Raw genomic sequence first — 12,353 nt, forward strand, 5'->3', positions numbered from 1 at the left:
ATGAATTATCGTTTTGTATTTGTTCTGTAACCGTTTCGAAACGGTTGAACAACGGTTAAACACTGAATGAACAACGAGGCGACGGGATGATGTGGATAGAAATCTGCCTGAAACGCGGTTGGTATTGAAAAATTATTACCTTTACGACGAATTATAAAACAGAATAGCGATGAAGTTGAATAAAACTCAGGGTGATTTTCTGCGGGGAGTGATAGAGCGTTGGGAAGCGGAAGGAACAATCACGACAGATACTGCTAATCGGTTAAAAACAAGTTACACGGTGCGTCCGTTCGAGTGGAAAGAGTTGGCAAAGTACTCGTTTTGGATAGCGGTTGTATGTGGCGTTATTGCCGTGGGATCGGTGCTTGCCGATCATTTTATCATGAATTTTCTGGAAAAGCTGTTCCTTTCTTCTTACGGGTTGGCGAGCGGGGTGTTTGCCGTGCTTGCGGCGTTGACGTATTACTGGGGGTGGAAGAGGCGGCAGCGATTGCCATACAAGATATTCAGCAATGAAACGATTCTTTTTATCGGCGTGGTGTTTACTGCCGTGTCGATAGGGTATCTGGGAGCCGCTATTGATAACGGGAGTGGGCATTTTTCGTTGTTACTGTTGCTGGCGGCGTTGGTCTACGGGTTTCTGGGACTCCAGTTCTCGTCTTCCATGGTATGGGTGTTTGCCTTGCTTTCACTGGGAGGCTGGTTTGGTGCCGAAACTGGTTACCTGACGGATTGGGGACATTACTTTTTGGGGATGAATTATCCTACCCGTTTTGCGGCTTTCGGGGCGGCAATCCTGTTGTGCCGTTTCGCAGTGTGCGGGAAACGCTGGTTTACCGATGTAGACCATGCGACTTACGTGGTAGGAATGCTTTACTTGTTTATTTCCCTGTGGTTGCTGTCCATATTCGGGGATACGCGTAGTTTTGCTCGTTGGTATAGCACGCGGCAGATTGAGCTTTGGTACTGGAACGGCTTGACGTTGGCAGCTTCGGCGATTGCGGCGTATATCGGTCTTAGACGGGACGATGCGGTGGCACGGGGATTCGGGATATCTTTCTTTCTTCTGGGGATATACACGTTGTATTTCACGTTGTTGTGGGACGTGATGCACGTGGCATTATTCTTTTTTGTTCTGGCTGTATCTTTCTGGCTGTTGGGACGTAAAGCCGAGAAAATATGGAGTCTTGAGTTTTTCGCCCGGGATGCCCGTAAAGTAAAAGAAGACATGAATTGAAAGAAGTATGGATACACTCGTAAGCTTGGGATACTGGGGACTTTTTATCGGCTCGTTTCTTGCCTCGACGGTTATACCGATGAGTGCGGACGTGTTGCTGGTAGGCGTGTTGGCGTTGGGAGGAAACGTGTGGTGGTGTCTGGCGATTGCCACGGTGGGCAATTGGTTGGGTGGGCTTACCTCGTACTGGATCGGCTGGCTGGGGCGTTGGGATTGGATGGAACGGTGGTTCAAGGTGAAGCGCGAGCAGTTGGAAAAGCAAAAAGGATATATAGACCGCTACGGCGTGTGGCTGGCGTTGTTCACGTGGTTGCCTCTGGTGGGTGATTTGTTCGCTATCGCTTTGGGGTTTTATCGTATCCGTCCGAAAATGTCCGCTTTCTATATGCTGGTAGGACGGTTTGCCCGGTTCGTGGTGTGGGTGCTTCTTTACTTGAAATACGCGGATCGCTTTGTCGAGTGGATTAGTAATAATTAGGAATAATAAATATTAAAGGCTGTTCAGCGTATTTGCCGAATAGCCTTCTTGGGCAAAACCAGACGTTGGATATCGAGTTGGCTTTACCAGCTACCGCTGGAACCGCCACCACCGAACGAGCCGCCGCCAAATCCCCCGAACGAGCCGCCGCCGCTGCTAAAGCCGCCGAAGCCACCACTGCTGCTGCCACCGCCAAAACCGCCCATGGGGAAGATAAAGAAGCCACCGCCGGAGGAACGTCCCGGCGAATATCCGCCGCCACCTCGCCGCCGGAAAATGAAGGACAGTAATACCGCTAAAATGATAAAGCCGATGACAAAATCAATCCACCCGCCACTCTCGCTTTTCTTCCGGTATTCGTCTGCCGTGTATTCTCCTTTCGAGAGATCCATGATCACGTCGAGAGCCTTGTTTACACCCCTGTAATATTCTCCTTGCTGAAAAGAGGGGATGATTTCGTTACGTGTGATACGGGATGCGATGACGTCAGGAATGACTCCTTCTAACCCGTAACCGACGGAGATGGCTACTTCGCCTCGTTCTCTGCCGCTCTTGGGTTTTATCAGGAGCACGATACCGTTGTCCTTGCCTTTTTGTCCCACGCCCCATTGCTCACCCAAGCGGGCGGCGTAATCGTTGATATCATAACCGTTTAGCGTGGGAACGGTGACTACCGCTATCTGCGTGGATGTGCTGTCGTTGAAATTCCTTAGCTTTCTTTCCAGTGTATTTTGTTCCTGTTTGCTGAATAGTCCGGTGAAATCGTTCACGATACGCCGGGGTTTCATGGGGTCGGGAATGTTCTGTGCTCCGGTGATATAGCTTATGCCCGCGATAAGGGTAAGTAATATGAATAGTCTTTTTATCATTGTTGTTCTAGTTACTGAATGAAATATCATCGGGAAGTTCGTTCACGTCATCCTCTTGGTAGGGGAAATACGCTTTTAATTGTTCCCCGGCAGTAATCACGGCTTCGCAAATACCTTCGGTGATCGCTCCCTGTTTGAATTTCTCGACCATGTTTGTTTTGATCGAGTCCCAGAATCCGGTGGGTACTTTGGAATTAATCCCGGCATCGCCGAGAATGGCCAATTTGTGGTCGAGTAGAGCAACGTAAATCAATACCCCGTTGCGAAGTGCCGTTTTGTGCATCTTCAATTCGGCGAACACGTCCGCCGCCCGGTCGAGTACTTCTATCTTGCTGCGATTCTCGATATGGACCCGGATTTCTCCGGAAGTATCTTTCTCCGCCTTTTGTATGGCAGCTACCATGGCTTCTTTTTGTTCTTTGGTGAATGCTTTCTCGGGAGACATGAGTTGATTTTAAATTTTAGATTTTAGATTTTGGATTCCAACTGCACGGGATTTCGCTTTTTTAGAATTTTACTTCCGGTGCTTTTTCCGCCCCGGCGGTGGCCTCGAAGTAAGGTTTCACGGTGAAGCCGAACATGTTGGCGAGGATGTTTTTCGGGAATGAACGGATGTAAGCGTTATAGCTTTTCACGTCCTCGTTGAATTTCCGTCTTTCCACGGCAATACGGTTCTCGGTACCTTCCAGTTGAGCTTGCAAATCCCGGAAGTTTTCGTTTGCCTTGAGGTTGGGGTATTGTTCCGATATAGCCATCAAGCGGGAGAGGGCAGAGGAGAGTTCGCCCTGCATGCTGTTGAATTGTTGGATGGTCTTCTCGTCAAGTTGATCAAAATTAATTCTCATTTGGGTTGCTTTCGCACGGGCTTCCACAACTTGAGTCAGCGTGTTTTGCTCGTGTTCGGCGTATCCTTTCACCGTGTTCACGAGGTTAGGGATTAAGTCTAAACGGCGTTGGTATTGGTTTTCCACGTTCGACCATTGTGATGATACTCCCTCGCTACGAGTTACCATTTGATTGTAACTTCCTTTAAACCACATGAAAATACCAATCAGGATAATGACAATTATTCCGATTACAATATAACTCTTCTTCATTTTTTTGCTTTTATTTTAGTAATACAATTAATGTGACAAATATAATATTTTTCAATTTCTTCTATCAGAAACCATGCCGTTTTAGCAGGGCTTCAAGTTCTTTTCCGGTAATATTTTCCTTTTCGGCTTTGTCGTAGATATAGAGAAGATTGATAACTCCTTCCTCGACGTTTAGAATAATAGTATAAGTAATTACCCGTGCCCCGTGGCTTTTTCCTTTCCCTTTCGAACGAATAGTCATACGAACTTTGCGCAGACCTTTTCCTAAATCTATGCCGGAGTCCGGGTGCTCAAGTAATTCTTGCTGTAAGGCAATAAGATCGTTTCTTAAAGAATGGTATCGTTTACTTAATCGTTTGAACTCTTTTGCGAATCCGATTAAAATGTTAATCTTGTAATTCATCAAGGAATTCATTTATATCTTTTGCTTTCTTTTTGCCTGCCCTAATTAATTCCAATTCTATTAAGCTTGCTTCTATTCCCGCTAAAATCTCTTCTTTACCGATAGTTTCTTTCTCGACCGCTTTCTTTTGGCGGCGGATATATTTCACCAAACGTTTGAGTGCTATCATATCGTTAAGTTGTTTGATATCATCTATTAACTCCTGTTTCAAGATATTCATTTCCCCGTAAGCGATAGCGGGTTCGCTGACTTCATTTTCCGCCGGAGGGGGCATTTTGTATGTTTTCTTTTTTGCCATAGTAATGATCCTCGTGGTCTTAATAATCACAAAGATACGAAATATATCCGAAAAGTGTTATGCTTTTTCCCGTATTACCCGGTCATAGATGTAAAGTAACACGGTTGTGCCTAATCCTATGGCTAGAATTACCATCCAAATATTAGAGGGAGAGTATTGTTGCCAAAGGAGATCGGTCAATTCCTTGTGTCCCATGTGGAGTTGTTGCGCCACGTTGTCAAAATAGGCGTTACTGGATAACCCTTCGGGGATAGCCAAGCCTTTGGCTTCGGCGAATTGGCGGGTGATAACCACTTTGTCGGACATATTCTGGTACACCATACCGGAGATAATCCCCGCGAAAACACTACCGATAAACACGGGAATAAAGGAGTATCCCATGTAAAGGGCTTTCTTGTCATGCGGGGCGATACGTCCGATGTATTCCGTGATCTTGGGTGAGCCTGCCATTTCTCCCAGCGAGAAGACGAGTATCGCCACGAGCGTGAAGAGTACGTTTTGGGAAAACAATGTTAATGCCATACCTATGGAACACACGAGAAAGCCTGACATCATTGATTTCAACGGTTTCATGCGCATCACGATGCTTGATACTGCGATTTGGAAAATGATGATATACAAGGCATCGAAGTTTGTCACGAATTCGGCGTCCAATACTCCCGGCGCGGGACTGTAATTATTACTGATAAATGGAATATACTCGTGGAAAAAGTTGTAAAGCACGCTGGTATCCACCCACTGAGAGATAAACACGGGCAGCGTGAAGAATAACTGGTAATACATAGTCCAAAAACCTGCCACGATAAGCAGGAACACGAGAAATTTGACATCCCGTACGATGCTGAACATATTACGGAATATATCCCCGAAAGTCTTTACCAGCGAGGTTTGTTCCACTTTTCCACGGTGAGGTTCCTTGTAAAAGAGCAGCAGAATGAAATTCAATGCGATCATCCCTGCCGAAACGTAGAACACGAGATGCGATGATCCTTTAAATAGTAATGTTACCATAGGACCGAAGAAAGCACCGATGTTCACCATCATGTAGTAAACGCCGAATCCTATTGATGCCGTTTCATCAGTGGTTGTTTTGGCTATGGTTGCCGATATTACCGGTTTGAATAACGCGGCACCCACGGCAAGATAAAGATACATGAGAAATACTCCCGTGAATGTTGAGAACAAGGGTAAGAGGATAAATGCCGAGGTGTAAATCACGAAGGCGAGTGCCAGTATTTTTTTATACCCGTAGCGGTCAGCAATTGCCCCGGTCAACACGGGTAGGAAGTAGAGTATTCCAGTGCCCACGCCCATGAGGATACCTTTCTGGCTCTGCGTGAATTCCAGACCGCCCGCGTCGGAGGAACTGGTGAGGTAATTGGCAAATAGCATGAAAAATCCATACCATGCCCAACGTTCGAATAACTCAATAGTGTTTGCCACCCAGAAGGTGCGGGGAAATTTACTGAAAAAACTCATTATTTTAGGTTTTGCCTTCGGCAAGTTACAAGTTGCATTGCCTTCGGCAGTTACAGGTTACAAGTTCGAAGAGATTGTCTAAACCTGTAACAGCGAAAGCAATGTAACTCGCCGTAGGCGAATTATTTAACCAAATTCATCGTATCTGTTGCGATAACTAATTCTTCATCGGTAGTGATGCTCATCACGATCACTTTAGAGTCAGACATGGATAACATTTTGTCTTTTCCGCGAGTGCCTTTGTTGGCAGCCGTGTCGAAATGAATACCCATGTATTCCATGTTACGGCATACTTGTTCGCGTACTTCATCGTCGTTCTCTCCGATGCCACCCGTGAATACGATCAAGTCTACGCCGTTCAGTACGGCCGCGTAACTACCCACGTATTTTTTCACGTCGTAAGAAAGAATGTCAAGAGCCAAACGGGCTTTCTCGTTACCTTCGCTTGCGGCAGTTTGCAGGTCACGACAGTCTGAAGATACCTCGGACACTCCTTGTAATCCGGATTTTTTGTTTACCAAGTCGTTTGCTTGAGCTGTGGTTAGTCCTTCTTTGTCGCAGATATACAACAATGCACCGAGGTCGAGATCACCCGTACGGGTACCCATGATCACCCCTGCGTTGGGAGTGAAGCCCATAGAGGTGTCGACGGATTTACCTTTGTTGATAGCGGTAATGGATGAGCCGTTACCGAGGTGGCAGGTGATAATCTTTTTCTCTTCGATGTTCCAGCCTAGAATGTTGCATGCCTTTTGAGCCACGAATTTGTGAGATGTCCCGTGGAAGCCGTAACGACGTACCCGGTATTGCTCGTAATATTTGTAGGGCAGACCGTAAATGAATGCCTCTTTCGGTAGTGTCTGGTGGAACGAGGTATCGAATACGGCTACTTGCGGAACGCCCGGCAGTAGTTTTTCCATTGTCTCGATTCCGGTCAGGTTTGCCGGGTTATGCAACGGAGCCAACTCGCAGCAAGCGGCGATTTTATCTTTAGCATCTTTGTCCACGATAACGCTTTTGGCAAAGAATTCCCCCCCGTGTGCCACGCGGTGTCCCACGGCATTAATATCGGTCAGAGCCTTGATCACCCCGTGTTTCGGGTCAACAAGTGCTTTCAGAATCAAGTCAATACCGACGGTGTGATCCTTGATCGGTTCTTCCACCACGTATTTATCTTTTCCTTCCGGTTTGTGTGTGAAGCTTCCTACCGGTAGACCGATTTTTTCTACCAATCCTTTTGCCAGTAACGTCGGCTCTCCTTCCATGTCTAACAACTGGTATTTTATGGAGGAACTACCGCAGTTTAATACTAATATGTTCATTATATTTGAATATATAAAGTTTTTAAAGTCCGTGAAATATTTAGTTCGTAAAGTTTATAAGGTTTATAAAGTTCATAAAGTAAACTTGCTTTATGAACCTTATGAACTTTATACTTTATAGACTGATTTATTTTGCTGCAGCTTGATTTACCGTAATCGCCACTAGGTTTACGATATCACTAACCGAACAACCTCTTGACAGGTCGTTGATTGGGGCTGCCATACCTTGTAGCACGGGGCCAACAGCTTCGATGCCCGCGATGCGTTGCACGAGTTTGTAGCTGATGTTACCTACTTCGAGGCTGGGGAAGATAAGCACGTTGGCTTTTCCGGCCACGGGACTGCCCGGGGCTTTGCTTGCACCCACGGAAGCTACCAGTGCGGCGTCTGCCTGCATTTCGCCGTCGATCATTACGTCGGGAGCCATTGCTTTTGCCAGTTCGGTTGCTTTTACTACTTTATCTACCAGTTCGTTCTTTGCCGATCCTTTGGTGGAGAAGCTCAACATGGCCACTCTCGGCTCGATTTTAGCGATAGCTTTTGCGGTTCCGGCAGTAGCCACGGCTATTTGAGCCAATTCTTCAGCGGTGGGGTTAGGCAACACGGCACAGTCGGCGCACACGATTAACCCGTTTTCCCCGTATTCCGGTTTGTTGGTCAACAGGAGGAAAGCCCCTGATACGACAGACATTCCCGGTAACGTCTTCACGATTTGTAACGCCGGGCGTAATACGTCTCCGGTAGCGTTCTTCGCTCCGGCGACTTCACCGTCCGCATCACCGCTTTTGATCATCAAAGTTGCCAGATAAAGCGGATCAACAACAAGTTTCAATGCTTGTTCCTTTGTCATCCCTTTACTCTTGCGGAGTTCAACCAACAAGTCGGCATAAGCCTCTTTTTTTTCGTGGTTCTCGGGATCGATGATTGTTGCTTTACCGATATTTTTTAACTCGAATTTCTCCGCCAAAGCCTTGATTTCCTCCGGTTTCCCGATTAGGATAATTTGCGCGATACCTTCACCCAAAAGGATATCGGCAGCTTGTAACGTACGTTCTTCGGTTCCTTCCGGAAGTACAATTCTTTTATTGCACTTCTTGGCGTTTTCTTTGATTTGTTCAAGGAGATTCATTGTCTTTATCTGTTTTGTAATTGTTATTCGCAATCGTTGCCGCAAAAGTATGAATAATTCATCAAATTACACGTGTTTTGCTATTTATTGTTTGCAATTTTCAATGATTTTGCAAGATTGAGATTGCAAAATTCATGAACTCACTTTAAAGCGTACTCGCAATACTCCTTCGTTGAAATCGTGTGATATTATACGGAATGTACCGATTTCCGCTGTGCTCGTCACGTGTTCGCCGATACAGGCACATTGATCGTAATCACCGATACGGATAACGCGTACTGTATCTACGCTTGGGTCGGGCAGGCGTTCGATGCTGATACTTGAAGGTACTTTGTCTTTCGGGTAGAAAATTTCTTCTACGTTGATGTTCTGTTGAATAATGTCGTTCACCGCTTGTTCTACCGTGGCTATATCCTCGGGAGTGGGAGAGGTGGTGAAATAATAGTCACACTTGGACTTCTTTTTCTCGATATGCGCCGAGAAAGCCCGTTCGCAATGGAAGTATTTTACCATTTGCGAGTTTAGTATGTGTTCCGCCGTGTGCATGGCAGGCGAGGAGTATACCTTGTTCGGTTCGTTGATGTTCATGCTTTTAATATTGCAAATTTTGTAGTTTGTGATGTTCCATCGCGAATATAATTAAATAATTTACGATACGCGAATTATTTGATTACAAGTTAATAGGTCACAAGTCGGTAAAAAAATAACTGTTTCTTTTGGATTTATCAAAAAGATACTTACCTTTACAGCGAGAATCAAATGTTACAACCGTTCACGGTAAAAATACATAATGAATACCGGGGATAAGCGCGAGACACACTTAGGAAGTTTTACTTTCATAACATGATCGAATCGATACGCCTTAGACCTTATATCGGCCCTTGATATACTTCCAAACCCTCCACTCGCCATTCCCCGGTTTCTTTTTTTTAGTCTAAATCACATGTTATAATAGAATTTATTGCCTATCTTTGCACCTTGAGCGGGTAAAAATACCCGTGGGGAAGAATCCCTTTTGGGTGTGTCCCCTTTAATTTAGGTTTAAATAAAACTGTAATTATGAAGTTATTAGAAGGAAAAACAGCCATTGTAACCGGGGCATCAAGAGGTATCGGTAAAGCTGTGGCAATGGAGTTTGCCAGACAAGGCGCTAATATTGCTTTTACCGACTTAAGGTATGACGAAATCGCACAAGAGACAGAGAAAGAGATTGCTGCCTTGGGCGTGAAAGCGAAAATGTACGCTTCCAACGCTGCCGATTTTGCTGCTACAAGTGCTACCGTGGACGAGATTGTTAAAGAATTCGGACGAATTGACATACTTGTAAATAATGCCGGAATCACGAAAGATACTTTGTTAATGCGCATGAGCGAAGAACAATGGGATGCCGTGATTAACGTGAACCTCAAATCCGTGTTCAATTTCACGAAAGCCGTTTCTGCCGTCATGTTACGCCAGAAATCGGGTTCTATTATCAGCATGAGTTCCGTGGTGGGAGTAAGCGGTAACGCCGGACAGGCTAACTATGCCGCTTCCAAAGCAGGTATCATCGGCTTCACCAAGAGCGTGGCGAAAGAATTAGGTTCTCGCAACATCCGTGCTAACGCCGTGGCTCCGGGATTTATCATCACGGACATGACCGCTCAATTGTCCGAGGACGTGCGGAAAGAATGGGCTGCTAAAATTCCATTGAAAAGAGGCGGAACGCCGGAAGATATCGCTAAAGTATGCGTGTTCCTCGCTTCCGATTTGTCCTCTTACGTGACAGGACAGACCATCCACGTTTGCGGTGGAATGAATATGTAGACATCGCCGAAGGCGAGTTACAAGTTGCAGGTTATCAGGTTACAAGTTGTACCTGTAACCTGCAACTTTTTTTATGACAGGAATGTATGTGGCAAAATCACCGAATCACTCCACGTACATGTACCAACTACCGGAAAAATCAACTTGATTTTCCCCGGCAAAAAAGATATACACGTGGATTATGTGGTATATTAGAACCCGGACAGAATTCGAAGGTGATTCTATAGTGATACAGTTGTGTGTACTGATTATGTCGGATTCCGTACGGGACATCGGTTACCTGAAGGTGTGTTTATGTCTTAAATAGATGTGTTTGTGAAAACACGTGTGCTCTTTATGAAATATGGTTGGAAAAGGGTAAAGCGGAAAGTATCTTTGTATTGAATAATAAGAAATGGGACGGGAACGTCCCATTTCTCACTTTGTGTGATTATTATTGTGCTTTTTTCATGTGGATGGAGAGGTTCGGGGCGGTTTTGATTTTTACTTTTTTCATACCGGGAGCGGTAACGGTAAGTTTATCGTTTTTCCCAGTGACAAGTAAAAATTTTCCGTCCTTGTCTGTATTTGTTTGAACTCCTTGAGTCGAAACAGTTGCTCCTGCAATCGGGTTACCGTCTTGGTCAAGAATTGTACCTGATGCTTCTATTACGGAGGGACTGGTTACAACTTTAACCTCAGACATTCTGAGACGAAAATGAGGACGTTCGTCTTGCTTTGTAACGCTAAAATAACTTTCTCCTTGTAACTGAATCTCTCTTCCGTTTGGTTGAATTTCTTGAGAAACAAGATCCGTTTGTGATGATAGTTTCACCTTTGTTCCGTCTGCAAGAGTAATTATTGAGTCTTGAGCAGATAAAACATATATCGGGGAAAATGTGATAAAATCTTTCACTAACTCGACGTTGACAACTCCGTGCCTGCCTTTCTCGCCATAAACGGAAGTGGCAGCTTTATCTTTGAGAATGGTTATTGATTTGACTATTTGGGGAGGAAGCGAGCGGAATGCTTTCTGATCTACTTCTTGTCCCTCTACAATAAATAAAGGTGTGTCAAGGGATTCGTCACTGATACGGCTTGATATGATGTACGTCCCCCCATCGATAACGGTATCCCTAATTAACACGTGTGAAGAGCGGGAGAGGGTATCCTCGCGAATCGAGAGTGTAACCAAGGAGTCGTTGGAGGAGGTGGTGGTAAGGTAAATCACACCATCTTTTGCAGAGGTCTTCACGGTCGTCTTGGTTGTTAGAGTGTCTTGTTCCGGAACGGGATTATTTGCTGCTTTTGTTTCCAGAATTGAAGTAAAATCATTAACTTTGATTGCTGAAATCTCGTTTAGTTCACCGGAGATTTCGGGACGGGCGAAAGCGGTTAAGGCGATTACCGCCAACGGAAGTACATACAGGTACTTTGCACGAGCCCACGGACTGGATTTTTCTTTTAACATCATAGTGATTCGTTTTTTAAGTTTACTGTGATTAAAGCTGTTGGCCATAGAGTAGAGCCTTGTGCCGACAGCTTTTTTTATTAATAATAATTGATATTGTTTCGCATTGATGCCTTGGCGGATAACCGAGTCATCTGCCTCGTATTCGTGAATGGTCTGCAATTCCTGTTTAAGCAGCCAAGAGGCGGGGGTGAACCATTGGAAACAGATACAAAGGTCTGAAATCAACAAGTCAACGGAATGGCGGTTATGTATATGCGCCATCTCGTGAGCGAGGATTTCCTTGCTATTCTCTGTCAGATCTTTTTCCGAGATCACGATGTATTTCATCCAGCTGAAGGGGGCGATATCTTTGTCGTGTACAATCAATAAAGTCCCTTTTTCCAACTTTTCTTTCCGTCCGCGGCGTACCAGACAGAGCATGTGTGCGAGCGAGTACGCGGTACGTCCGAAAAAGAAAAGAATCCCGAGAAAGTAAACCAGCAGAGCGAGCAGTATCCACACGGGGATGGATGGTGTTACCACAGCGGCCGACGTGGTCTGTATAACATCGTCAACCTGCATGATGTATTGCTCGAAGTTTACAAGAGTTTGCTGAATCTCGGTATTATCGTGAATGGTTATTTCACAGAAGGGGATAACAAGGGATAAAACCAGTATGCCGCATAGAGCGAGCCGGTTGAAACGGTGAAATGTTTCTTTGCTGAGCAGCAACCTGTAAAACAGATAAAATGCTGTCAAACAAACGGATGCTTTCAGTATGTAGACGAAAAAAGTTCCCATAA

General features: G+C 45.2%; 13 protein-coding genes. 3 read left to right on the forward strand and 10 right to left on the reverse strand.

Features of this window, described 5'->3' with window-relative positions; all coding sequences use genetic code 11:
- Nucleotides 1–169: 169 nt before the first annotated feature.
- Both L0M98_RS01115 and L0M98_RS01120 read left to right on the forward strand, forming a co-directional pair.
- Entirely contained in the window at nt 170–1,237 is a 1,068-nt protein-coding gene (locus tag L0M98_RS01115) for a DUF2157 domain-containing protein (protein ID WP_227214648.1), read from the forward strand.
- A 7-nt stretch (nt 1,238–1,244) separates the two neighbouring features.
- On the forward strand, nt 1,245–1,715 hold the full coding sequence (locus tag L0M98_RS01120; RefSeq protein ID WP_227214649.1) for a YqaA family protein: 471 nt from the start codon (nt 1,245–1,247) through the stop codon (nt 1,713–1,715).
- Nucleotides 1,716–1,798: 83 nt separating this feature from the next.
- Here L0M98_RS01120 and L0M98_RS01125 read toward each other — a convergent pair whose 3' ends face one another.
- The 9 genes from L0M98_RS01125 to L0M98_RS01165 all read right to left on the reverse strand — a co-directional run bounded on the left by L0M98_RS01125 (nt 1,799) and on the right by L0M98_RS01165 (nt 8,900).
- A complete protein-coding gene (locus L0M98_RS01125; protein ID WP_227214650.1) occupies nt 1,799–2,584 on the reverse strand; it encodes a TPM domain-containing protein in 786 nt (261 codons plus the stop codon).
- Between the two features lie 7 nt (nt 2,585–2,591).
- Nucleotides 2,592–3,029 carry a TPM domain-containing protein gene (locus tag L0M98_RS01130; RefSeq protein ID WP_099292374.1) on the reverse strand — a complete coding sequence of 146 codons (438 nt, stop codon included), beginning with the start codon at nt 3,027–3,029 and terminating at the stop codon, nt 2,592–2,594.
- A 61-nt stretch (nt 3,030–3,090) separates the two neighbouring features.
- Nucleotides 3,091–3,681: a LemA family protein gene (locus tag L0M98_RS01135; protein WP_227214651.1), complete on the reverse strand. Its 591-nt coding sequence runs from the start codon at nt 3,679–3,681 to the stop codon at nt 3,091–3,093.
- 64 nt (nt 3,682–3,745) lie between these two features.
- Complete coding sequence (locus L0M98_RS01140) at nt 3,746–4,084, reverse strand: type II toxin-antitoxin system RelE/ParE family toxin (protein WP_227214652.1); 339 nt, start codon at nt 4,082–4,084, stop codon at nt 3,746–3,748.
- Nucleotides 4,068–4,382, reverse strand: coding sequence for a hypothetical protein (locus tag L0M98_RS01145; RefSeq protein WP_227214653.1), 315 nt, complete (start codon nt 4,380–4,382; stop codon nt 4,068–4,070). Before L0M98_RS01145 ends, L0M98_RS01140 begins: the two co-directional genes overlap by 17 nt.
- A gap of 57 nt (nt 4,383–4,439) precedes the next feature.
- Nucleotides 4,440–5,861, reverse strand: a complete 1,422-nt coding sequence (locus L0M98_RS01150; RefSeq protein WP_227214654.1) for an MFS transporter — start codon at nt 5,859–5,861, stop codon at nt 4,440–4,442.
- Nucleotides 5,862–5,983: 122 nt separating this feature from the next.
- A complete protein-coding gene (locus L0M98_RS01155; protein WP_099292379.1) occupies nt 5,984–7,183 on the reverse strand; it encodes an acetate/propionate family kinase in 1,200 nt (399 codons plus the stop codon).
- Nucleotides 7,184–7,310: 127 nt separating this feature from the next.
- On the reverse strand, nt 7,311–8,312 hold the full coding sequence (gene pta, locus L0M98_RS01160; RefSeq protein WP_227214655.1) for a phosphate acetyltransferase: 1,002 nt from the start codon (nt 8,310–8,312) through the stop codon (nt 7,311–7,313).
- Nucleotides 8,313–8,444: 132 nt separating this feature from the next.
- Nucleotides 8,445–8,900 carry a hypothetical protein gene (locus L0M98_RS01165; RefSeq protein ID WP_227214656.1) on the reverse strand — a complete coding sequence of 152 codons (456 nt, stop codon included), beginning with the start codon at nt 8,898–8,900 and terminating at the stop codon, nt 8,445–8,447.
- A gap of 471 nt (nt 8,901–9,371) precedes the next feature.
- Here L0M98_RS01165 and fabG point away from each other — a divergent pair, with 471 nt between their 5' ends.
- Nucleotides 9,372–10,118, forward strand: coding sequence for a 3-oxoacyl-[acyl-carrier-protein] reductase (gene fabG, locus L0M98_RS01170; RefSeq protein WP_099292382.1), 747 nt, complete (start codon nt 9,372–9,374; stop codon nt 10,116–10,118).
- 433 nt (nt 10,119–10,551) lie between these two features.
- Here the strand turns inward: fabG and L0M98_RS01175 are convergent, their stop codons facing one another.
- Nucleotides 10,552–12,351, reverse strand: coding sequence for a M56 family metallopeptidase (locus tag L0M98_RS01175; RefSeq protein ID WP_227214657.1), 1,800 nt, complete (start codon nt 12,349–12,351; stop codon nt 10,552–10,554).
- Between the last annotated feature and the right edge of the window lie 2 nt (nt 12,352–12,353).

It is taken from the genome of Butyricimonas sp. DFI.6.44 (assembly GCF_022132345.1).
Lineage (GTDB): Bacteria > Bacteroidota > Bacteroidia > Bacteroidales > Marinifilaceae > Butyricimonas > Butyricimonas muris.